Genomic DNA, 20,876 nt, shown 5'->3' on the forward strand with positions numbered 1-20,876 from the left:
GCATGGCAATTGCCGTCCAGACAAGGTTAGGTCTGGATCGACATCAGGATCACTTTTTGTTGGCAAACAACGCATCGAGCTTTTGCTCGAAGGTGTGGTAATCGATGGCGTCATACAACTCCATGCGGGTTTGCATGGTGTCCACCACGTTCTTTTGGCTGCCATCACGGCGGATTGCGCCGTAAACGTTTTCAGCCGCTTTGTTCATGGCGCGGAATGCAGACAGCGGGTACAGAACCAGCGAAACATCGGCAGAGCGTAATTCGTCGACAGTGAACAGCGGCGTCGCGCCGAATTCAGTGATGTTGGCTAGAATTGGCGCCTTTACCCGAGCGGCGAACAGCTTGTACATGTCCAGCTCGGTGATCGCTTCCGGGAATACCATGTCAGCACCGGCTTCGATACAGGCCGCAGCCCGATCCAATGCCGATTCCAGGCCTTCAACAGCCAGTGCATCGGTCCGCGCCATGATCACAAAGCTGTCATCGGTACGGGCATCAACCGCCGCTTTGATGCGGTCGACCATTTCTTGCAGTGAAACGATTTCTTTACCCGGACGATGGCCGCAGCGCTTGGCGCCGACCTGGTCTTCGATATGAATCGCCGCAGCGCCGAACTTGATCATCGAGCGAACGGTGCGTGCCACGTTAAACGCTGAAGAGCCAAACCCCGTGTCGACATCGACCAGCAACGGCAGGTCGCAGACGTCAGTGATGCGGCGCACGTCAGTCAGCACATCGTCCAGACCGGTAATACCCAAGTCTGGCAAGCCCAGCGAACCCGCTGCCACACCGCCACCCGACAGATAAATAGCTTTGAAACCGGCGCGCTTGGCCAACAGCGCATGGTTGGCATTGATTGCGCCAACGATTTGCAGTGGATGTTCACTGATAACAGCATCACGGAAACGCTGGCCGGGAGTAGTCTTATTGCTCATTTATCACCTCGGGCGGTCGATGGGGGAGCGGCCTGATAATGGCGCTCAATATTACGTTTCGAAGCGCCGATATGACGGCGCATCAACAGTTCAGCCAGTTCACCGTCACGCTCGGCGATGGCATCAAGAATTCGGTGGTGTTCGGCAAACGCCTGGCGCGGACGATTGGGTGTTGCAGAAAATTGGATGCGGTACATGCGAACCAGTTGGTACATGTCACCACAGAGCATCTGGGCGAGAGTCTGGTTGCCGCTGCCCTGGATGATCCGGTAGTGAAAGTCGAAATCGCCTTCTTGCTGGTAGTAACCAACACCGGCTTGAAACGCTGCGTCACGTTCGTGGGTGTCGAGCACGCGGCGCAACTCATCGATTTCTTCGGTGGTCATGCGCTCAGCGGCAAGGCGGCAGGCCATGCCTTCCAGCGACTCACGTATTTCGTAGAGTTCGATCAGTTCTGCATGGCTCAGGGAAACCACCCGAGCGCCAACGTGAGGAATGCGCACCAGCAGCCGCTGACCTTCAAGACGATGGATCGCCTCACGCAAGGGGCCGCGGCTGATGCCGTAGGTGCGCGCCAGTTCAGGCTCAGAGATTTTGCTGCCCGGCGCGATATCACCTTTAACAATAGCCGCCTGGATGCGCCGAAAGACGTTCTCGGACAACGTTTCGGAATCATCCTGTGTCGTGCCTGCTATTTCGACTGCATCCAACATATTGTCAACACCTTGGTAGCGACTGGCGCTAAAATTAGCCAATAAGCCCTAATTCGTCAACCAATATGTAGAAACTGTCGACAATCGTCTAATATCGCGAACCCCCTGCAGGAGCCAACGTGTTGGCGAAGCGTTGGACCTGACACACCGCGCCGGACCTTCGCCAACACGTTGGCTCCTACAGGTTCATCGGATGTGTGGATCCTTAGAATCAGGGAATATTCCTACAAACTCTGGCGATCCTTTACTTAGGGAGCAGGCTAAATCCTTCATGCTAGAATGCCGCGCCCCGCTGCTGCACCGTTTCATCATCTATTGCGCCAGGACCTATGAGACTCAAACCCTTTCTTACCTTCCTCTGTTTATTGGCCTTGCCCGGCTTAAGTGCCGGCGCTGACAAGACCGTGTACGGCCTGAACGAATACGCGACCCTGTCCGACATTGACCTGGAAGTGGCAGCGAAACTCGACACCGGCGCCAAAACTGCGTCCTTGAGCGCTCGGGACATCAAACGTTTCAAACGTAATGGCGAGCGCTGGGTGCGTTTCTACCTGGCCATTGATGACGCCCATGCCCACCCGATTGAACGGCCGTTGGCGCGGGTCAGTAAAATCAAGCGGCGCGCCAGTGATTACGACCCTGACGACGACAAGAAATACACGGCGCGCCCGGTCATCAGTCTCGATGTGTGCATGGGAAAGACTTTAAGAAACATCGAAGTGAACTTGACTGACAGAAGCGCATTCCAATACCCGCTTTTGATTGGTTCAGAAGCACTGATGAATTTTGATGCGCTGGTCGATCCCAGTCTTAAATACGCAGCCGGCAAACCTGCCTGCGCTACCGACGCTCATACCGCAGAGTAATACCCATGCGTTCCATCACCCTCCATCTGAAAATCTTGATCGCTGTCCTGGTGACACTGGGGATCGCGGTCACGGCGTATCAGATCCTTGTGCTCGGCATTCCGGTGACCGAGGATGAGACCGACGACTTGTGGAACATCGACGCCAAGGTCGAGTTCGTCGCTAACCCCAAAGACCCGGTCAAGATCCAGATGTTCGTGCCGCCACTGAGCCACGACTTCGTCAGCCTGAATGAAAGCTTCATCTCCAACAATTATGGGGTCAGCGTCAACCGCGTCGACGGCAATCGCAAAGTCACGTGGTCGGCCCGGCGTGCGACCGGTAACCAGACGCTGTATTACCGACTGGTACTGACTAAACGTTACAGCGGCGACAAACCCAAGATCAAAGGCCCGACGTTTCGCGACAGCATCGCCATCGAAGGCCCGGAAAAAATCGCCGCTGAAGCCCTGCTCGCACCAATTCGCCAGCACTCGGCGGACACCGAAACCTTTATCACCGAAGCCATCAAACGGGTCAACAACCTCAGCGACGATAACGTGAAGTTGCTGCTGGCCGGCGACACGGCCACCTCAAACAAAGCGCGAATCACAGAATTGCTGCTGTCGATTGCCCACGTGCCCATCGAAAAGGTCCACACCTTGCGTTTGGTCGCCGATCAGCCGCAAACCCCGGAACTGTGGTTGCGCAGCTTTAACGGCAAAGCCTGGCTTTATTTCAACCCGGACACCGGTGAACAGGGCATGCCGACCGACCGCCTGCTGTGGTGGGTTGGCGATGAAAACCTGATCAGCGTCGAGGGCGGCAAAAAAGTCACGGTCAACTTCACGCTGAACAACAGCGAAATGAACGCGATCCGCCTGGCCAAGCTCACGGACGCCAATACCGACGGAGATTTCCTGGGTTATTCGCTGTACGGGTTGCCGCTGCAAACCCAGCAAACGTTCATGATCATGGTGATGATCCCGATTGGCGTGCTGGTGATTCTGATCCTGCGCAATCTGGTCGGCCTTGAAACCCTCGGCACCTTTACCCCGGTGCTGATCGCGCTGGCGTTTCGAGAGACGCAGCTGGGTTTCGGCATCGTCTTGTTCACGATCATCACCGCGCTGGGTCTGTCGCTGCGTTCATACCTTGAGCACTTGAAGTTGCAGATGCTGCCGCGACTGTCGGTGGTGCTGACGTTTGTGGTGGTGCTGATCGCCGCCATCAGTTTGTTCAGCCACAAACTTGGCCTGGAGCGCGGTTTATCAGTGGCGTTGTTCCCCATGGTGATTTTGACCATGACCATCGAACGCCTGTCGATCACCTGGGAAGAGCGCGGCAGCGGCCATGCGATGAAAGTCGCCATCGGCACGCTGTTTGCCGCCTCCCTGGCACATATCATCATGAGCGTGCCGGAGCTGATTTACTTCGTCTTCACCTTCCCCGCCGTGCTGTTTATTCTGGTGGGCTTCATGCTGGCCATGGGTCGCTACCGCGGCTATCGCCTGACTGAGCTGATCCGTTTCAAAGCCTTTCTCGATAAAGAGCTCAAGGACGAGAAGGAACAGGTTAAATGATCGGCCTCTGGAAAACCTGGAAGGCACTTGAAGCCCGAGGGATCATGGGCATCAACCGGCGCAATGCGGATTACGTGCTCAAGTACAACAAACGCAGCCTGTACCCCATTGTCGACGACAAGATCGTCACCAAAGAACGCGCCATTCAGGCCGGCATTCACGTACCCGAGATGTACGGGGTAATTTCCACGGAAAAGGAAATCTCCCGCCTCGATGAGATCATCGGCGGGCGCGACGACTTTGTGATCAAGCCGGCCAAAGGCGCAGGCGGCGATGGGATTCTGGTAATCGCCGACCGCTTCGAAGAGCGTTTCCGCACGGTCTCCGGCAAGATAATCAGCCATGAAGAAATCGAGCATCAGATTTCCAGCATCCTTACCGGCCTATATTCCTTGGGCGGCCATCGGGATCGCGCACTGATCGAATACCGGGTCAAGCCGGACCAGATTTTCAGGAGCATCAGCTTCGAAGGCGTACCCGATATTCGGGTTATCGTCCTGATGGGTTACCCCATCATGGCGATGCTGAGGTTGCCGACGCGTCAGTCCAACGGCAAAGCCAACTTGCATCAAGGCGCCATTGGGGTGGGTGTCGATTTGGCGACGGGTTTAACGCTACACGGTACCTGGCTCAACAGCATCATCCACAAGCACCCCGACACCACCAATGCCGTGGACGGTGTGCAGTTGCCGAATTGGGATGGGTTCATGAAGCTCGCCGCCGGCTGCTATGAACTGTGCGGTCTCGGCTACATCGGCGTCGACATGGTGCTGGATCAAGACAAAGGCCCGCTGATCCTCGAAATCAACGCCCGCCCCGGCTTGAACATTCAGATCGCCAACGACTGTGGCTTGACCCATCGCGCCCACGCCGTTGAAGAGCGTCTTGCCCAACTGGCACTGAATGACGAACAGGATTCAGCCCAAGAGCGCGTACGTTTTGTGCAGGAACTGTTCGGTCATGTGCCGAGCGCTGCCCTCTAGGAGTCAGCCCTCGGGAGGATTACAATCGCCGCCCCCCACCGCTGATCCTCTTCGAATGCCCATTTGCGCCGTACATCCACTGCCCTACTGCCCTGACCCGGCCGCGTATTTCTCGCGGGTGCGTCATGCGCCCGGTGCCGTGCTGCTCGACAGCGGACGGCCAACTGCCGATCGGGGACGCTTCGATCTGCTCAGCGCCTGGCCTTCCATTGAATTGCTCGCGCGACCCAATGAAACCGGCGACGCCTTTCTCCAGCGCCTGCGCGACGGCCTCGACACACTGGGTCACGCCGAGTTACCCCACTCATCACCACTGCCATTCGCGGGCGGCATTATCGGTTATCTCGCCTATGACTTTGGCCGGCGCCTCGAACCTTTGCAGGTTCACGCCCATGATGACCTGCAACTGCCGGATGCGCGGTTGGGTGTTTATGCTTGGGCCATGATCAGCGATCACCTGCACTGCACCAGCCAACTGGTGTTCCATCCCGCATTGGCTGCCAGCGAACGTCAGCGTTTACGCCTGCTGTTTGCCGAGAAGTCCGCCGTTGAAGCTCCAGCCTTCTCACTGACCACCGCGTTTGAGGCCAACCTGAGCGCCAGTGATTATCGCAGCGCGTTTGCGCGCATTCAGTCGTATATTCAGGCCGGTGATTGCTATCAGGTGAATTTCGCCCAGCGCTTTCAAGCAGCCTATGAGGGCGATCCGTGGGCGGCGTATTGCGCGCTACGCAGCGCCTGCCCCACGCCCTTTTCCGGTTTCCAGGCGCTACCCGACAACAACGCAGTGCTCAGCCTCTCGCCAGAACGATTCGCCCGCGTCACCGGCCAGCACGTTGAAACACGCCCGATTAAAGGGACCCGCCCGCGCGGCAACGATCCGGCTGAGGACGCAGCATTTGCCGCTGAGTTATTGGTCAGCGATAAAGATCGGGCGGAAAATCTGATGATCGTCGATCTGTTACGCAACGACTTGGGCCGTACCTGCCGCATTGGCTCGGTAAAAGTACCGGAATTGTTCAGCCTGGAAACCTATCCAAACGTACACCACTTGGTCAGCAGCGTTACCGGCGAACTGGCGGAGGGCAAAGACGCCTTGGACCTGATCGCGGGTAGCTTTCCTGGGGGCTCGATCACCGGGGCACCAAAAATCCGGGCGATGCAAATCATCGACGAGCTGGAACCCACACGCCGTGGGTTGTATTGCGGGTCGTTGCTGTACCTGGACGTGCGCGGCGAGATGGACAGCTCCATCGCCATTCGCAGCTTGCTGGCCAAAGACGGGAAAGTGTCTTGCTGGGGCGGTGGCGGGATTGTTGCTGATTCAGACTGTGAGGCGGAATATCAGGAATCGATCACCAAAGTGCGGATCTTGTTGGAGACGTTGCAGGGGCTTTGAATGCGGGGTGATTTCGCTAGTTCTTTCGCGAATGAATTCGCTCCCATCGGGATCACACACCCCCTGTGGGACCGAATTCATTCGCGAAGGCGTCTTACAGGCTCAACTCGCGATTCGAGGCCTTGATGAATTCCTGCTTCAGGTCTTCAAAGGTATGCACCGCCGGAAATTGCGGGAATTCGCGAATCACGTTCTGCGGGGCATGGAACAAAATCCCGGCGTCCGCTTCGCCCAGCATCGTGGTGTCGTTGTACGAATCACCTGCGGCTACTACCCGGTAATACAAGCTCTTGAAGGCCAGTACTGATTGGCGCTTCGGATCCTTCTGACGCAGCTGGTAGCTCACCACTCGATCCGTCTCGTCGGTGATCAGGCGATGACACAGCAGGGTCGGGAAACCCAATTGACGCATCAACGGCTGCGAAAATTCGTAGAAGGTGTCCGACAGAATCACTACCTGAAACCGCTCACGCAGCCAGTTGACGAACTCAATGGCGCCGTCCAATGGTTTCAAGGTTGCAATCACGGCTTGGATATCGGAAAGCTTCAAACCGTGTTCATCCAGAATGCGTAGACGCTGTTTCATCAGCACGTCGTAATCGGGAATGTCCCGCGTGGTGGCTCTCAGCGATTCGATACCGGTTTTTTCGGCGAACGCGATCCAGATTTCCGGGACCAATACACCTTCAAGGTCGAGACAGGCAATTTCCACAGATCACTCCTAGCACTTCAATTAGGCCGCCTCAATGGGGCGACTTCAAAACTAGCGGCACTCTAACGGCTCATTCACGGCGACGCCAGCCCGTCAAACCGGGAACTGGTGGAAGGTTTTTGTTACTATCGCGCCCATACGAGCGCGCCAAGCGCCACCACTACAGGAAGCCGCCTGATGAGCCAACCCTTCGACGTCGCTGCCCTTGCCGCGACTTACGCTAAAAAGTCCGCGCAGGATATTTTAAAACTGGCCTTCGAGCATTTCGGTGACGACGTCTGGATCTCATTCAGCGGTGCCGAAGATGTGGTGCTGGTGGACATGGCTTGGAAGCTGAACAAGAACGTCAAAGTTTTTAGCCTCGACACCGGTCGCCTGCACCCGGAAACCTACCGTTTTATCGAGCAGACCCGCGAGCACTACAAGATCGACATCGAGCTGATGACCCCGGAGCGGACTGTTCTGGAACCATTTGTCAAAGAGAAAGGCTTGTTCAGCTTCTATAAAGATGGCCATGGCGAATGCTGCGGTATCCGCAAGATCGAACCGCTGCGTCGCAAGCTGTCCGGGGTCAGTGCCTGGGCCACCGGCCAACGTCGGGATCAGAGCCCGAGCACTCGCAGTGAAGTAGCGGTCATGGAAATCGACAGTGCGTTTTCGACGCCGGAGCGCCCGCTGTATAAATTCAACCCGCTGGCGCAAATGACCAGTGAAGAGATCTGGGGTTACATCCGCATGCTGGAGCTGCCGTACAACACCCTGCATGAACGCGGCTTTATCAGCATCGGCTGCGAACCCTGCACCCGCCCGGTACTACCGAACCAGCATGAGCGCGAAGGCCGCTGGTGGTGGGAAGAAGCCACGCAAAAAGAATGCGGCCTGCATTCCGGGAACTTGATCGCGAAGGTGTAACACGCATAACCTGTGGGAGCAGGCTTGCCTGCGAAGGGCTTGACTCGGTTGAGCCTGATCCACCGCCTTCGTCGGCAAGCCGACTCCCACAAGTTTATGAAGGGCTCACACTGACCTGATCAATGCACCGGTAATTCAACCCCGGCGAACAGCTCTTCGAGCTCTTGCTTGTTATGGCACTGGATCGCTTTTGCCATCACTTCCCGAGTCAGGTGCGGTGCGAATTTCTCGATGAAGTCGCACATGAAACCGCGCAAGAAAGTGCCGCGTCGGAAGCCAATCTTGGTCACGCTGGCCTCGAACAGATCGCTGGCATCCAGCACCACCAAATCGCTGTCGAGTTTGGCGTCTACCGCCATTTTCGCCACGATGCCTACACCAAGGCCCAACCGCACATAAGTTTTAATCACGTCAGCATCGGCCGCCGTAAACACCACTTTTGGGGTCAAACCGCGATGGCTGAACGCTTCGTCCAGTTTCGATCGGCCGGTAAAGCCGAACACGTAAGTGACGATCGGGTATTCGGCGAGGATTTCCAGAGTGAGCTTTGCAACCTTGGTCAGCGGGTGGCCGTGAGGCACTACGACACACCGGTTCCAGCGGTAGCACGGCATCATCACCAGGTCGCCGAAGAGTTCCAGCGCCTCGGTGGCAATCGCAAAATCCACAGTACCGTCAGCCGCCATTTCAGCAATCTGCATCGGCGAACCTTGGTGCATGTGTAATGCGACGTCAGGGTATTGCTTAATGAAATTGCTGATCACCGGGGGCAAGGCATAACGCGCCTGAGTGTGGGTGGTGGCAATCGACAACGTGCCTTTTTTCTCATTGGAAAATTCTTGAGCGATCTGCTTGATGCTCTCGACCTTACGCAGTATCTCGCCTGCGGTGGTGATGATTCGTTCGCCGGCCGGGGTCACCCGCGTCAGATGTTTGCCGCTGCGGGCAAAGACCTCAACACCCAGTTCGTCTTCGAGGAGGCGGATCTGTTTACTGATGCCGGGCTGAGAGGTGTACAAGCTCTGAGCCGTGGCGGAAACGTTGAGGTCGTGGTGCGCCACTTCCCAGATGTAGCGCAATTGTTGAAGCTTCATATGTATCCCTCAAAGCAGTAGACGCCACGATTATCAGCGACGGTATATAACTATATTAATGGTCGGAGGAATAAAGCTAGAACTTTTTCATCATTTTTAAATAGCACGTCTAGAGGATTAGCGGTCAACGTAAACGGTGCTGCAGCATGGGAACCATGTACACCGGCACCTCTGACAGTTGCAGAACCTTCGCGGCCGTACGCCCCAAAGGGGTATCGCCTGCTGTGCCGTGACTGTGACTGCCGACAATCAACAGATCCACTGCCAGCTTCTGCGCCTGTTCGAGTATCACGTTCGATGGGTCCCCCTGAATGACCTGAACCGTACGAATCAACGCCAAATCCTGATGCCCCTCCCCCAACTCGTCCCGAAAACCATCCAGCACACGCTGCTCGATACCCTCCATCACGGTGTTCAAGCCCTGGCTGTGCAATTCCTTCAAGGCCGCTTCATCAAGATAGCTCTGCAACACCGACTCCGCGAACAATCCCATGGGCTCGACGACGTGAATGACATACAACTCAGCGTTAAATGTTCTAGCCAGCGCCAGGGCATGCTGCAACACATAGGGGGCATAAAGACCGAGGTCAGTGGCATAGAGCATGGAGCGAATCATATGACCTCCTCGACTGCCAATATGGCGGAGATTGACTCAGCTTAGCAGCGTGTTGGCGACTGCGACGGCTGGCACCACACGAGGCGGCCGAGGTTCAAATTTTTAGTTCGTTACTGATCCCGTGGGGTACATGGCCGGTCGCCACAACCTCCCGCGCCTTTTCACAATGTCCTGGTTGATCATCGAAAAAAACGTCCGCCGCGAATGCCTCCAGAAACGCTGATTTCTCCAGGCCACCGAGGAACAAAGACTCATCCAGCCGAATGTCCCACTCGCGCAAGGTGCGAATCACCCGCTCATGGGCCGGCGCCGAGCGCGCTGTCACCAGCGCTGTGCGGATGGGGCATGCGTCCTCAGGGAATTCGCGCTGCAACAGATTGAGTGCCGCCAGGAAAGGTTTGAATGGCCCACCGCCTAACGGCTCACGTGCGGACTCACGCTCGCTCGCCTGAAACGCTTCCAGTCCGCCTGATTGATACACCCGCTCAGACTCGTCGGAAAACAACACGGCATCGCCGTCAAATGCGATACGCAACTCAGCACTCGCGGCACGCCCTGAACCCCCGGACAAAATGGTCGCGGCGGCAAAACCCGCTTCCAGCGCGCTGCGCACATCATCGGGGTGGGTCGAGAGGAACAGGTGACAGCCGAACGCGGCCAAATAGGGATAAGGGCTACGTCCGCCAACGAAGGCTGCCCGGGTGATATCCAGCCCGTAATATTGAATCGAGTTGAATACCCGCAAGCCGGTATCAGCGCTGTTGCGCGATACAAGGATCACCTCGACCCGGGCTTTATCCAACTGCGCATTGAGGCTCAACAGTTTTTCCACCAGCAGGTAAGCGTCACCCTGTTCAAGGATCTCTTCTTCGTGTTCGATCTGGTATTGCCGATAGGCTTCCACCCCGTCGGCCACATACACCGCATGGCTCTCGCGCAGGTCAAACAATGCCCGTGAAGAAATGGCCAATACCAATTTATTGCTTAGCCCGGTCGTCATGTCGCCCCCTGGCTGATTCAACCGTTATGCGCGTCAATAAAAGCCAGCGCCTGATACAGCGCCCGAATTTTTGGCATATCGTGTCCAGCGGTCAGCGCCGCCTGAAGTGGCTTCGCGTAAATTGACGCCAGCTCCAGTGGTCGTTTTTCCTGGTAATCGAAGTACATGCTCGGCCAGTAATCGGGCATTTTCTCAGTCGCGGCGAACAATTGCTCGGCATAACCTTCAGGCATAACGTGCCCGCACGCCGAAGCGCCTTGCATAACCTCTTTCATCAATGCTTGAACCAGATCGCGGCTGTTTGTGTCGTCCATCAGCGGTGCGGTACTGGCCTTGAGTAACACCGACAAGCCGTTATACGGAATATTCCAGACCAGCTTTTGCCAGCGCGCCTGATGCACGTTGGCCATCGTCCGTGATTCCAACCCAGCCTGGCGAAACAGTTCGGCGCCCTCCTCGGCGATCGCTTGCCCGGCAGCCGTATCCGAAGCCGAACCGCTGTGATAACCCAACGTGACCGCACCGAACGCCTGATGCGTGACAACCCCTGGGGCTGTGCGATGAACGCAGATGAAACACAAGCCGCCAAGCAAATGCAGCGACTCAGGCAGCAGCGCACGCAAGCTGTCCTCGACATCCAGACCATTTTGCAGCAGTAACACCTTGGCCCCAGGCGCCGCTGCCTGGGCGATGAGAGGAGCTAGACCAGCATTGTCGGTGGTTTTAGTGCTCACCAGCAGCCAATCGCAAGGTGGCATATCCGCAGCCGACGAATACGCCTGGACCGGGTTCAGCGTCATAACACCGTACTCGGCGCTGTTGATCGTCAGACCCTTTTCCGACACCACGGCAAACTCACTGCGTAGGAGAAAATGCACATCAAAACCGGCGCGAGCCAGCATCACGCCGTAGAAACCACCAATGGCGCCGGTGCCAATGATGCCAATCCTGGGTTTTTTCGTTTCAGTCGTCATGCGCACTCCTGTTAGGGCAATTCATCGGAATTCAGGCTCAATGCCTGCTTAATACCCGCGCTCAGCTCGGTCACGGTGAGTCGTGAATGCAGCGCGCCATAAAATTCGCCGTCACGGACCACAAACATCGCTGGCAAACCAGACACCTGATAACGCTGCACCGCGCCACCGTTGTCGCCTGCATCGATCCAGCATAAACGGTCTACGGGCAGCTCGAAGGCCGGCAACTCACGCCGCGCCCAACGGCAACTTGCACAGCCTGCCCCAGTAAAAATCAGCAGCGAAACGCCTGGCAGCTCAAGCAAACGATGGTCTATGTCGAAATCTGTCAGTTCCAATGGGCTCACACAGCGGGTCCTGAAGTTGGGTTGCACACTATCCGTCTTCGTTGCCTCATTTGTAAAATCTTGCCCGAGTTCTGTAGATACCGTCTTGTTGGCGAAGCGGTTTACCTGGCACCCCGCTGAGAAAGCTTCGCCAACAAGTTGCCGCCTACAGGTGAAAGGCCGCCTGCACACGGCATAAAACCCGCGTTTACCCATTGTCGAACAACCGGGTAACGCGCTAAGGTTCCTCCCCCGTCGCACTCAATCATGCTTGGCTCCGCCGCACGGGAATCGTTGGGGGCCAGCACCCGTGACCTGATGAGTAACACGATGGCTGATTTACCGATTGACGACCTCAACGTTTCCTCCAACGAGACTCTGATCACGCCGGATCAGCTCAAGCGCGAAATCCCGTTCACTGCCGCAGCCCTGCACACAGTGACCAAAGGCCGCGAAGTGATCCGCAACATCCTTGACGGCAAGGATCACCGCTTGTTCGTGGTGATCGGTCCCTGCTCGATCCATGACATCAAAGCCGCTCACGATTACGCCAATCGCCTTAAAGCCTTGGCTGCCGAAGTCTCCGACACCTTGTACCTGGTGATGCGTGTGTACTTTGAGAAGCCGCGCACGACTGTTGGCTGGAAAGGCTTGATCAACGACCCTTACCTTGATGACTCGTTCAAGATCGAAGATGGCTTGCACATCGGCCGTCAGCTATTGCTTGATCTGGCGGAGATGGGCCTGCCAACCGCCACTGAAGCCCTCGACCCGATCTCTCCCCAGTATTTGCAGGACCTGATCAGTTGGTCGGCCATTGGTGCGCGCACCACTGAATCGCAAACCCACCGCGAAATGGCTTCCGGCCTGTCTTCCGCTGTTGGCTTCAAAAACGGCACTGACGGTGGCTTGACCGTTGCGATCAACGCCTTGCAGTCAGTTTCCAGCCCCCATCGTTTCCTCGGCATCAACCAGGAAGGTGGCGTGTCCATCGTCACCACCAAAGGCAATGCCTACGGTCACGTGGTGTTGCGCGGTGGCAACGGCAAACCGAATTACGACTCGGTCAGTGTCGCGCTGTGCGAGCAGGCGCTGAACAAAGCGGGTATTCGTCCAAACATCATGGTCGACGCCAGCCACGCCAACTCCAACAAAGACCCGGCGCTGCAACCGCTGGTCATTGAGAACGTCGCCAACCAGATCCTCGAAGGCAATCAGTCAATCATCGGCTTGATGGTTGAGAGCCACATCAATTGGGGCGCTCAGTCGATCCCCAAGGACCTGGCAGAACTGCAATACGGCGTGTCGATTACCGATGCCTGCATTGACTGGCAAAGCACCGAGAAAACCCTGCGCAGCATGCACGCGAAACTCAAGGACGTCCTGCCCAAGCGTCAACGCGGCTGATCCCTGCGCGTGTACTGACCGCCCACACAAGAACGCCGAGCATATGCTCGGCGTTTTTCGTTGTAGCGTCAGTACTTGCCTCGACAGCCGATCAGATCTTAGCCATGTGGCGCTGATGGCGTTCCATGTAGCGCTCGACATAGGAACACGAAGGAATCACCGTATAACCCATGCTGTCTGCGTACGCGAGCGCTTGCTCGGTTAACGCAGCAGCGATACCCCGACCTCTAAGCGCATTGGGCACGAAGGTTCGATAGATATCGAGGGTCTGCTTACCCAAGTCCATGTAGGTCAGGTACGCACGATGACCGTCCACGTTGGTCTCGAATTGATGACCGGCCTGGTCATGGTGGATGGACAACGCCTCGCTCATCACTACTCCTCGCGGGTCTTGAAATTAGACCTCTACCTTACCGATGTTTTTCCGGCGAAGGAACCTCTACGCCACCCGTGCCAATTTGGACACCGAAATCAGACTGGCTGTTGACCAACACGAGCACCTCCAAATAGTAGGCGTCATTCCTGTGTTTGCTCAAGCAGCTTGCAAAAAGGCCGACAAAAAGACCGGATCCACACTGCAATTGTCACAATCACACGGGGCGATGCTGACACTCCTTCGGCCCATTGCCGGATGCTGAGTTTGAGACGAGTCCGCCCTGAAAAAGTCACCTCTTATTGTGCGCAAAGAGGCAGATGTATGACGGACTCGAGACAATCAGCAATCGTTAGTCTCAATAGACTCGACAATTAGCCAGCTATCCTTTTTAATCGTCGGCAGAGGGCGTGTTTGAGCCTCGGTCCGCGCAAGAACAGGGGCCGAAAGTTGTCGTGATGAGCGCGAATAATTTTGCACAAGAAACGCGAGAAGTTAGACGATAGTTTCAATCCTGAGAAATTTGTCCGCTTCTTGCGCTTCCTCAGTTTACTTACTACAAACAATGGGTAGTATGTACGCCGGTCATTTTCTCACTTTCGAGAGATGACTATTTTTAGAAAGTCCTTAAGGGGAACACGATGAACAACGTTCTGAAATTCTCTGCTCTGGCTCTGGCAGCAGTATTGGCCACCGGTTGCAGCAGCGTATCCAAAGAAACCGAAGCTCGTCTGACTGCTACTGAAGACGCAGCAGCTCGTTCGCAAGCACGTGCTGATGAAGCCTATCGCAAGGCTGACGAAGCTATGGCTGCTGCTCAAAAAGCTCAGCAAACTGCTGACGAAGCCAACGAACGCGCTCTGCGTATGTTGGACAAGGCTAGCCGCAAGTAATAATCTCCGCTGAGATTATTAATAAGCCGATCCAGTTTTGGATCGGCTTTTTAATGCCTGGACACCGGACACTAAAAAGCCCGCCCGCTCAACCTTGAGATTCAAGGCCGTGCGGGCAGGCTTTTAATGGGTCCGTTATTGCGCGGTGGTGGGGGCGCTTGAGATTGTTGCGCCGCCTCCTGGCACCGCAATTTGAACAGGCATGCCGTTTTCAGCAGCGACCACGTCCCGAACCACATCCCAATTCATCTGCAGGTTGGCCGCAAGGTCTTCACGCTTAAGTAACGCGTTGATCACTGCGGTGTGTTTGTCATCTGCTGAAGGATTGCCGTTTCCGTCGAGCGGAGCGTGCGCCTCAAGGTACACCTTGCCAGCGCTGACACCGAATTTGTAGGGCTCGCTCATGATCCGCACAGGCGTCCCGATCGGCACGATACCGGCTAGTTCCAACACGTTGTTGTTGTACATGCGGAAGCAGCCGTGGCTGGTGCGCATGCCAATACCAAATTTCTTGTTCGACCCGTGGATCAGATAACCGGGCAAACCAAGGCCGAACTTGAACGGCCCTAATGGGTTGTCCGGACCAGCCGGTACCACGTTAGGCAGCGGGTCATCGTCAGCCAAATGTTCAGCTTTTACTGAAGCCGGCGGGGTCCATGTCGGGTTCGGTGTTTTAGCGGTGATCTTGGTGATCGCCACCGGCGAACCCCAGCCCTCGCGGCCGATACCAAGCGGGTAGGTATCAACGACGTTTTTGCCTTTCGGGTAGTAATAAAGCCGGTACTCCGCCAAGTTGATCACGATCCCTTCCCGAGGACCGGGTGGCAGAACGAAGCGGGTCGGCAACACGATCTGCGTGCCCGCACCCGGCAACCATGGATCAACGCCAGGGTTGGCCGCGATCATTTCCAGATAACCCAAATCGTATTGAGTTCCAAGGTCGGCAAACGTGTCTTCGTATTTGGCGGTGATGGTTTGTACTTGACCCACGATGTCTTCGCCAGCTGTTGGCAGCGGGAACTCTAGTGCGGCAACAGGACCCGCCGCACAAAGCGCAGCAAGCGAAAAACAGCGGGCGACCACGGGAATGCGCGACAACATCCGGAAAATCCTTGGTGTATGCGACGGGAAAAGTAGCGCAATTGTACACCGCTGCCCTTGGAATCGGGAGTTGCCTAACGATTTACTCGGGATGACCGATTTACTGGCTGAAACGCAGCTCCGGCCAAATCGGCCGGGTGCCACGTTTCTGTGCTTCAAGAATCGCTCGACACAGAGAACACAAGCGCTCGTCACGCAACCTCACTCGATTAACCCCCAACCATCGCGGCTGAGCAGGCAGCAAGGTGCCGCACAACGTTCGGTCGATAGTGCCGCCTAATTCCAGCTGTCGCGCGACCAGGTGCACTCGCACCTCCTGACAGGCGAACAGGTCAAGCTGGTCATCAGGTTCGATGAGTTGGTATGCAAATAAAGACCAGGCGGGACGCGGCATCGGGGGCTCCAAATCGGGGCGACACCTTAGCCCAAACCCTGCGGTTAGAACAGCGTCAAAGCAGCGGTTTTAGCGTCGGCCAGACATTGTCCAGCAACTTGCCTTGAGCCGCGACGGCCGGGTGTAGACCATCGGCCTGCATCAGCTCCGGGATACCGCCCACGCCTTCAAGAAAAAACGGCACCAGCGCAACTTTTTTTTGTACTGCTAAATTGCCATACACCGCAGCGAAGGCCTCGGTGTAACGCGCGCCGTAATTCGGCGGTATGCGCATCCCCAGCAGCAGGACCTTGGCACCCGCAGCCCGAGCGCTGTCGATCATCGACGCAAGATTTTGTTGCAAATTAGCTGGCTGCTGTCCGCGCAAGCCATCGTTGCCACCCAATTCGAGGATCACCAACTGCGGTTTATACTCTGCAAGCAGCGCAGGCAGCCGCGCTTGCCCTCCCGCACTGGTATCGCCGCTGATAGACGCATTGACCACTTTGTCGGCAATCCCTTCTTTCTGCAGACGCTGCCCCAGCAGCGATACCCACCCCAGGCGGGTATCCAGCCCGAAAGCCGCGCTGATACTATCCCCAACGATCAGCACCGTGCCCGCCGCCGCTCCTTGAGAGATCAGCATTAAGCCCAGGCCTGCACTTAAAAGCCACGCACGCATCGGATTCTCCATGAGCGAAAGTATTCTTAGTGCCTGGAACCTCAGCAAAGTGGTCCCCAGCACGGAAGGTGACCTGACTATCCTGCACGAACTCTCCCTGGAACTGAACAGGGGCGACAGCCTGGCCATCGTCGGCGCCTCGGGTTCGGGCAAATCTACCCTCCTCGGCTTGCTCGCCGGTCTCGACCTGCCCAGCGCAGGAACGGTCACGCTGGCGGGACGCAACCTCGGCGAACTGGATGAAGACCAGCGCGCCCGGATCCGTGCTGAACACGTAGGTTTTGTGTTCCAGTCGTTTCAGTTGCTGGACAGCCTTAATGCGCTGGAAAACGTCATGCTGCCTATGGAACTGGAAGGCCGTAAAGACGCACGGGCACAGGCGCGACTGCTGCTGGAGCGCGTCGGCCTGGGCCAACGCCTGACCCACTCACCCCGCCAGCTCTCAGGCGGCGAGCAGCAACGCGTGGCCATCGCCCGCGCGTTTGCCGCTGACCCCGACGTGTTGTTTGCCGATGAGCCCACCGGCAATCTCGACAGCCACACCGGTGAACGGATCAGCGATCTGTTGTTCGAACTGAACAAGGAGCGGCGCACGACCCTGGTGTTGGTCACCCATGACGAACGTCTGGCCCACCGCTGCCGGCGCCTGATCCGTCTCGAAGGTGGCCGATTGGTCGCCCCTCTGGAGCCTTGATGGCACGCTTGCCGTTTCAACGTTTGCTGAGCCTTGCGACCCGACAACTGCTGCGTGACGCACGTGCCGGAGAATTGCGGGTATTGTTCTTCGCGCTCTTGGTTGCCGTGGCAGCCAGCACTGCCATCGGTTATTTCGGTGCCCGTCTGAACGGTGCCATGCTGTTGCGCGCCACCGAGTTCCTCGGCGCCGATTTGATTCTCGAAGGCACCAGCCCCGCGCTGCCCGCTCAGATCGAAGCCGGCAACACGCTGAAACTGGACCACGCTCAGGTCATCGAGTTTTCCAGCGTGATTGCCACCGACACCGGTATTCAGTTGGCGAGCGTGAAAGCCGTCGACGCTGGCTACCCGTTGCGCGGCGAACTGAAAAGCGCCGCAGCGCCCTATCAAGCAGAAGAACCGGGCGGTAGACCCCAACCGGGTGAAGCTTGGGCCGAGTCACGGATGTTTGCCGCGTTGAATCTAAAAGTCGGCGACAACATTGACGTCGGCTCTAAAACCTTGCGCCTGAGCCGGGTGCTGACCTATGAGCCCGACCGCGCCGGGAATTTTTACAGCCTGACCCCTAGGGTCATGATCAATCTGGCAGACCTGGCCGCCACCGGCGTCGTCCAGCCCGGCAGTCGGGTCAGTTACAAGGAATTATGGCGTGGCAGCCATGCGTCGTTAGAAGCCTACCGTCAACAGGTCACTTCAGGGCTGGCTGCCAATCAACGGCTGCAGGATGCCCGCGACGGCAATCGCCAGATTGGTGGGGCACTGGGCAAGGCTGAACGTTATCTGAACATGGCCAGTCTGGTTGCGGTGCTGTTGTCGGGCGTCGCCGTTGCACTCTCCGCCGCGCGTTTTGCCGCTCGACGTTTCGATGCCAGCGCGCTGCTGCGTTGCCTGGGTTTGTCGCGTAATGAAGCCTTGGTACTGTTCAGTCTTCAGCTAGCCATACTCGGTCTTCTGGCCAGTCTCACCGGCGCTTTATTAGGCTGGTTGGCGCAATTGGGCCTGTTCGCGCTGCTGCATGACCTGCTGCCAGCCGACGTTCCACCCGGTGGTTTGCTACCCGCGATTGCCGGGATCGGCACCGGCCTCGTCGCCCTTGCCGGCTTCGCGTTACCGCCATTGGCCGCGCTGGGGCGGGTGCCGCCGCTGCGGGTATTGCGTCGAGACATGCTACCCATCCCCGCCAGCTCTTGGCTGGTGTACGGCGCCGCACTGCTGGCGCTGGGCCTGATCATGTGGCGCCTGAGCCTGGACCTGGTATTGACCTTTGCCCTGCTCGGCGGCGGCATCATCGCCGCCGTGGTGTTGGGCGGTTTATTGCTGTTGGCACTGCAAAGTTTGCGCCGCCTGTTGGCCGGTGCATCACTGCCGTGGCGTTTGGGGTTGGGGCAACTGCTACGTCATCCGTTGGCCGCCGCGGGGCAAACCCTGGCGTTCGGACTGATTCTGCTGTCCATGGCGTTGATCGCCCTGCTGCGAGGAGAGCTGCTCGACACTTGGCAAAATCAGTTACCCAAAGACGCACCCAATTACTTCGTGCTCAACATTCTGCCGGGGGACAAAGACCACTTCACCGAGCGCATGGCCGGCCTTTCCACCCATGCGTCGCCGCTGTACCCCATCATCCCTGGGCGCTTGATCAGCATCAACGACGAGCCGGTGCGCAACATCGTCAGCAAAGATTCCCGAGGCGAAAACGCCACCGAACGCGACCTCAGCCTGACCTGGGCCGCAGACCTGCCCCAAGGAAATCGCTTAAGTGCCGGCACTTGGTGGGACACCAAGGGCAACGTCGCGGCCGACAAAATCCCCGGTGTGTCAGTGGAATCCAAACTCGCCGAAAGTCTCAAACTCAAGCTCGGCGATCACATGAATTTTGTAGTGGGTGGCATGACCCGCGAAGCTCAGGTCACCAGCCTGCGCGACGTCAGTTGGGATAACTTCCAGCCGAACTTTTTCATGATTTTCCAACCCGGTACGCTCCAGGATTTGCCCACCACCTACCTCACCAGCTTTTATTTAGCACCGGGTAACGACCAGCAAATTGTCGAGCTTTCACGGACCTTCCCGGCGATCACTATCCTTCAGGTCGAAGCGCTGCTTGAGCAACTGCGCAGCATCCTCGCCCAAGTGACGATAGCCGTGGAATACGTGCTGTTGTTCGTTCTCGCGGCCGGGCTTGCGGTGCTGTTCTCAGGCTTACAAGCAACCCTCGACGAACGCATTCGCCAAGGTGCTCTGCTTCGCGCACTGGGTGCCGAACGCGCCTTGCTGATCAAGGCGCGACGCATCGAGTTCGGTTTGTTGGGTGCGGCAAGCGGTGTGTTGGCCGCGTTGGGGTGCGAACTGGTGAGCTTTGCGCTGTACCGTTACGCTTTCAACCTGCAATGGCACCCGCATGCGTGGCTGCTGCTGTTACCGGTGATGGGGGCGGCACTGGTGGGCGGAGCCGGTGTGTTCGGCACCCGCCGCGCATTGAACGTCAGCCCGTTGACTGTATTGCGAGACGGCTGATGAGTAACCGGAGCGTTCCACCTATTTCGGGTATTCGATAACGTTTATCCACCAGCTCATGTCACCCCCCGGAGTCGGCACGATCACATCGTCGCCGACTTCTTTTTTAAGCAGCGCGCGGGCCATGGGTGAATCAATAGAGATGTAATCCATCCGCCCATAGATTTCGTCGTAACCCACCACACGAAAGCGTTTGGTTTCACCGCTTTCGTTTTCGATTTCAACCCAAGCGCCAAAATAGACCCGGCCTTCCTGCTCGGGGGAATACTCGACCACCCGCATGTCTTCCAGCCGCTTGCGCAAATAACGCACACGACGGTCGATTTCCCGCAGCAATTTCTTGTTGTACTGGTAATCGGCGTTTTCACTGCGATCACCCAACGACGCTGCCCACGTGACTTTTTGCGTCGTGTCCGGGCGTTTTACTCGCCAAAGATAATCAAGCTCCTGCTTCAGGGCCTCATGACCTTCCTTTGTAATGATCTGTGTGCTCAATCGATTGCTCGCTTTTCTCTAGTAGCCCTGAGCGTGCGCCGTGAAAAAGCGTGGCCCAACCCAACGAACCGAGAATAGACCCGTCCGCTCGGAAAAAAGCAAGCGTGGTTTCAACCGCCCCGGCGCAACCCAAGCGCGCAACGATGTGGGGTGGTCACTCACGGCGATCAGTACCTGTGATTAACACATCCAATTCTGAATAAACGTCATGACAACGCGGTCTAGCCACGCCGATCAGCGGGTAATGAACC

Annotated in this window: 22 protein-coding genes; 9 read left to right on the forward strand and 13 right to left on the reverse strand. The window is 57.0% G+C overall.

Annotated features, from left to right (window positions below):
- Nucleotides 1-49: 49 nt before the first annotated feature.
- Nucleotides 50-937, reverse strand: a complete 888-nt coding sequence (gene prpB, locus RHM65_RS19765; RefSeq protein WP_322169916.1) for a methylisocitrate lyase — start codon at nucleotides 935-937, stop codon at nucleotides 50-52.
- Nucleotides 934-1,650: a GntR family transcriptional regulator gene (locus RHM65_RS19770; RefSeq protein WP_322169913.1), complete on the reverse strand. Its 717-nt coding sequence runs from the start codon at nucleotides 1,648-1,650 to the stop codon at nucleotides 934-936. The genes prpB and RHM65_RS19770 overlap by 4 nt, the downstream gene beginning before the upstream one ends.
- 329 nt (nucleotides 1,651-1,979) lie before the next feature.
- On the opposite strand from RHM65_RS19770, the gene RHM65_RS19775 reads away from it, so the two are divergent.
- The 4 genes from RHM65_RS19775 to pabB are packed head-to-tail and all read left to right on the forward strand — an operon-like array spanning nucleotide 1,980 to nucleotide 6,460.
- A complete protein-coding gene (locus tag RHM65_RS19775; protein WP_322169909.1) occupies nucleotides 1,980-2,516 on the forward strand; it encodes an ATP-dependent zinc protease in 537 nt (178 codons plus the stop codon).
- A 5-nt stretch (nucleotides 2,517-2,521) separates the two neighbouring features.
- Nucleotides 2,522-4,078, forward strand: a complete 1,557-nt coding sequence (locus RHM65_RS19780; RefSeq protein WP_322169906.1) for an inactive transglutaminase family protein — start codon at nucleotides 2,522-2,524, stop codon at nucleotides 4,076-4,078.
- Entirely contained in the window at nucleotides 4,078-5,061 is a 984-nt protein-coding gene (locus tag RHM65_RS19785; RefSeq protein ID WP_322170914.1) for an alpha-L-glutamate ligase-like protein, read from the forward strand. The genes RHM65_RS19780 and RHM65_RS19785 overlap by 1 nt, the downstream gene beginning before the upstream one ends.
- 55 nt (nucleotides 5,062-5,116) lie before the next feature.
- The gene (gene pabB, locus RHM65_RS19790; protein ID WP_322169902.1) at nucleotides 5,117-6,460 is read left to right on the forward strand and encodes an aminodeoxychorismate synthase component I; all 1,344 of its coding nucleotides are present in this window, start codon (nucleotides 5,117-5,119) and stop codon (nucleotides 6,458-6,460) included.
- A gap of 94 nt (nucleotides 6,461-6,554) precedes the next feature.
- Here pabB and thrH read toward each other — a convergent pair whose 3' ends face one another.
- Complete coding sequence (gene thrH / locus RHM65_RS19795) at nucleotides 6,555-7,172, reverse strand: bifunctional phosphoserine phosphatase/homoserine phosphotransferase ThrH (protein WP_322169898.1); 618 nt, start codon at nucleotides 7,170-7,172, stop codon at nucleotides 6,555-6,557.
- 177 nt (nucleotides 7,173-7,349) lie between these two features.
- Between thrH and RHM65_RS19800 the strand changes: the two genes are divergently transcribed.
- The gene (locus RHM65_RS19800; RefSeq protein WP_322169896.1) at nucleotides 7,350-8,084 is read left to right on the forward strand and encodes a phosphoadenylyl-sulfate reductase; all 735 of its coding nucleotides are present in this window, start codon (nucleotides 7,350-7,352) and stop codon (nucleotides 8,082-8,084) included.
- A 119-nt stretch (nucleotides 8,085-8,203) separates the two neighbouring features.
- On the opposite strand, the gene cysB is transcribed toward RHM65_RS19800, so the two are convergent.
- From cysB to RHM65_RS19825, 5 genes are all read right to left on the reverse strand, one after another.
- The gene (gene cysB / locus RHM65_RS19805; RefSeq protein WP_322169892.1) at nucleotides 8,204-9,178 is read right to left on the reverse strand and encodes an HTH-type transcriptional regulator CysB; all 975 of its coding nucleotides are present in this window, start codon (nucleotides 9,176-9,178) and stop codon (nucleotides 8,204-8,206) included.
- A gap of 124 nt (nucleotides 9,179-9,302) precedes the next feature.
- Nucleotides 9,303-9,794 (reverse strand): universal stress protein, encoded by a 492-nt coding sequence (locus RHM65_RS19810; RefSeq protein WP_322169889.1) that lies wholly within the window; start codon nucleotides 9,792-9,794, stop codon nucleotides 9,303-9,305.
- A gap of 94 nt (nucleotides 9,795-9,888) precedes the next feature.
- Nucleotides 9,889-10,794, reverse strand: coding sequence for a 5'-nucleotidase (locus RHM65_RS19815; protein WP_322169886.1), 906 nt, complete (start codon nucleotides 10,792-10,794; stop codon nucleotides 9,889-9,891).
- Nucleotides 10,795-10,811: 17 nt separating this feature from the next.
- Entirely contained in the window at nucleotides 10,812-11,768 is a 957-nt protein-coding gene (locus tag RHM65_RS19820; RefSeq protein ID WP_322169883.1) for a putative 2-dehydropantoate 2-reductase, read from the reverse strand.
- A gap of 11 nt (nucleotides 11,769-11,779) precedes the next feature.
- On the reverse strand, nucleotides 11,780-12,115 hold the full coding sequence (locus RHM65_RS19825) for a thioredoxin family protein (RefSeq protein ID WP_322169880.1): 336 nt from the start codon (nucleotides 12,113-12,115) through the stop codon (nucleotides 11,780-11,782).
- Between the two features lie 309 nt (nucleotides 12,116-12,424).
- Between RHM65_RS19825 and RHM65_RS19830 the strand changes: the two genes are divergently transcribed.
- Nucleotides 12,425-13,501: a 3-deoxy-7-phosphoheptulonate synthase gene (locus RHM65_RS19830; protein ID WP_322170911.1), complete on the forward strand. Its 1,077-nt coding sequence runs from the start codon at nucleotides 12,425-12,427 to the stop codon at nucleotides 13,499-13,501.
- A gap of 91 nt (nucleotides 13,502-13,592) precedes the next feature.
- Here the strand turns inward: RHM65_RS19830 and RHM65_RS19835 are convergent, their stop codons facing one another.
- A complete protein-coding gene (locus RHM65_RS19835; protein WP_322169876.1) occupies nucleotides 13,593-13,874 on the reverse strand; it encodes a GNAT family N-acetyltransferase in 282 nt (93 codons plus the stop codon).
- 641 nt (nucleotides 13,875-14,515) lie between these two features.
- Here RHM65_RS19835 and RHM65_RS19840 point away from each other — a divergent pair.
- On the forward strand, nucleotides 14,516-14,767 hold the full coding sequence (locus RHM65_RS19840) for an Lpp/OprI family alanine-zipper lipoprotein (protein ID WP_003347084.1): 252 nt from the start codon (nucleotides 14,516-14,518) through the stop codon (nucleotides 14,765-14,767).
- A 135-nt stretch (nucleotides 14,768-14,902) separates the two neighbouring features.
- Here RHM65_RS19840 and RHM65_RS19845 read toward each other — a convergent pair whose 3' ends face one another.
- The 3 genes from RHM65_RS19845 to RHM65_RS19855 all read right to left on the reverse strand — a co-directional run bounded on the left by RHM65_RS19845 (nucleotide 14,903) and on the right by RHM65_RS19855 (nucleotide 16,923).
- Nucleotides 14,903-15,868 (reverse strand): L,D-transpeptidase family protein, encoded by a 966-nt coding sequence (locus RHM65_RS19845; RefSeq protein ID WP_322169862.1) that lies wholly within the window; start codon nucleotides 15,866-15,868, stop codon nucleotides 14,903-14,905.
- Between the two features lie 100 nt (nucleotides 15,869-15,968).
- Nucleotides 15,969-16,262 carry a hypothetical protein gene (locus tag RHM65_RS19850; RefSeq protein WP_297839358.1) on the reverse strand — a complete coding sequence of 98 codons (294 nt, stop codon included), beginning with the start codon at nucleotides 16,260-16,262 and terminating at the stop codon, nucleotides 15,969-15,971.
- Nucleotides 16,263-16,317: 55 nt separating this feature from the next.
- Nucleotides 16,318-16,923: an arylesterase gene (locus RHM65_RS19855; RefSeq protein ID WP_322169858.1), complete on the reverse strand. Its 606-nt coding sequence runs from the start codon at nucleotides 16,921-16,923 to the stop codon at nucleotides 16,318-16,320.
- Between the two features lie 10 nt (nucleotides 16,924-16,933).
- Here RHM65_RS19855 and RHM65_RS19860 point away from each other — a divergent pair, with 10 nt between their 5' ends.
- Nucleotides 16,934-17,617 (forward strand): ABC transporter ATP-binding protein, encoded by a 684-nt coding sequence (locus RHM65_RS19860; protein WP_322169855.1) that lies wholly within the window; start codon nucleotides 16,934-16,936, stop codon nucleotides 17,615-17,617.
- Nucleotides 17,617-20,130, forward strand: coding sequence for an ABC transporter permease (locus RHM65_RS19865; protein ID WP_322169851.1), 2,514 nt, complete (start codon nucleotides 17,617-17,619; stop codon nucleotides 20,128-20,130). Before RHM65_RS19860 ends, RHM65_RS19865 begins: the two co-directional genes overlap by 1 nt.
- A gap of 21 nt (nucleotides 20,131-20,151) precedes the next feature.
- On the opposite strand, the gene greB is transcribed toward RHM65_RS19865, so the two are convergent.
- On the reverse strand, nucleotides 20,152-20,625 hold the full coding sequence (gene greB, locus RHM65_RS19870; protein ID WP_322169848.1) for a transcription elongation factor GreB: 474 nt from the start codon (nucleotides 20,623-20,625) through the stop codon (nucleotides 20,152-20,154).
- Nucleotides 20,626-20,876 lie beyond the last annotated feature (251 nt).

Source organism: Pseudomonas sp. CCI4.2 (genome assembly GCF_034350045.1).
Classification (GTDB): Bacteria; Pseudomonadota; Gammaproteobacteria; order Pseudomonadales; family Pseudomonadaceae; genus Aquipseudomonas.

What these genes read in the sequence shown, in the direction of transcription:
- RHM65_RS19820 (WP_322169883.1), bottom strand. Translation starts at nt 11,768, where the DNA reads ATGACGACTGAAACGAAAAAACCCAGGATTGGCATCATTGGCACCGGC.
- RHM65_RS19860 (WP_322169855.1), top strand. Translation starts at nt 16,934, where the DNA reads ATGAGCGAAAGTATTCTTAGTGCCTGGAACCTCAGCAAAGTGGTCCCC.
- RHM65_RS19810 (WP_322169889.1), bottom strand. Translation starts at nt 9,794, where the DNA reads ATGATTCGCTCCATGCTCTATGCCACTGACCTCGGTCTTTATGCCCCC.
- cysB (WP_322169892.1), bottom strand. Translation starts at nt 9,178, where the DNA reads ATGAAGCTTCAACAATTGCGCTACATCTGGGAAGTGGCGCACCACGAC.
- RHM65_RS19840 (WP_003347084.1), top strand. Translation starts at nt 14,516, where the DNA reads ATGAACAACGTTCTGAAATTCTCTGCTCTGGCTCTGGCAGCAGTATTG.
- RHM65_RS19845 (WP_322169862.1), bottom strand. Translation starts at nt 15,868, where the DNA reads ATGTTGTCGCGCATTCCCGTGGTCGCCCGCTGTTTTTCGCTTGCTGCG.
- RHM65_RS19855 (WP_322169858.1), bottom strand. Translation starts at nt 16,923, where the DNA reads ATGCGTGCGTGGCTTTTAAGTGCAGGCCTGGGCTTAATGCTGATCTCT.
- RHM65_RS19865 (WP_322169851.1), top strand. Translation starts at nt 17,617, where the DNA reads ATGGCACGCTTGCCGTTTCAACGTTTGCTGAGCCTTGCGACCCGACAA.
- RHM65_RS19800 (WP_322169896.1), top strand. Translation starts at nt 7,350, where the DNA reads ATGAGCCAACCCTTCGACGTCGCTGCCCTTGCCGCGACTTACGCTAAA.
- RHM65_RS19830 (WP_322170911.1), top strand. Translation starts at nt 12,425, where the DNA reads ATGGCTGATTTACCGATTGACGACCTCAACGTTTCCTCCAACGAGACT.
- pabB (WP_322169902.1), top strand. Translation starts at nt 5,117, where the DNA reads ATGCCCATTTGCGCCGTACATCCACTGCCCTACTGCCCTGACCCGGCC.
- RHM65_RS19780 (WP_322169906.1), top strand. Translation starts at nt 2,522, where the DNA reads ATGCGTTCCATCACCCTCCATCTGAAAATCTTGATCGCTGTCCTGGTG.
- RHM65_RS19850 (WP_297839358.1), bottom strand. Translation starts at nt 16,262, where the DNA reads ATGCCGCGTCCCGCCTGGTCTTTATTTGCATACCAACTCATCGAACCT.
- RHM65_RS19815 (WP_322169886.1), bottom strand. Translation starts at nt 10,794, where the DNA reads ATGACGACCGGGCTAAGCAATAAATTGGTATTGGCCATTTCTTCACGG.
- prpB (WP_322169916.1), bottom strand. Translation starts at nt 937, where the DNA reads ATGAGCAATAAGACTACTCCCGGCCAGCGTTTCCGTGATGCTGTTATC.
- RHM65_RS19835 (WP_322169876.1), bottom strand. Translation starts at nt 13,874, where the DNA reads ATGAGCGAGGCGTTGTCCATCCACCATGACCAGGCCGGTCATCAATTC.
- RHM65_RS19770 (WP_322169913.1), bottom strand. Translation starts at nt 1,650, where the DNA reads ATGTTGGATGCAGTCGAAATAGCAGGCACGACACAGGATGATTCCGAA.
- RHM65_RS19775 (WP_322169909.1), top strand. Translation starts at nt 1,980, where the DNA reads ATGAGACTCAAACCCTTTCTTACCTTCCTCTGTTTATTGGCCTTGCCC.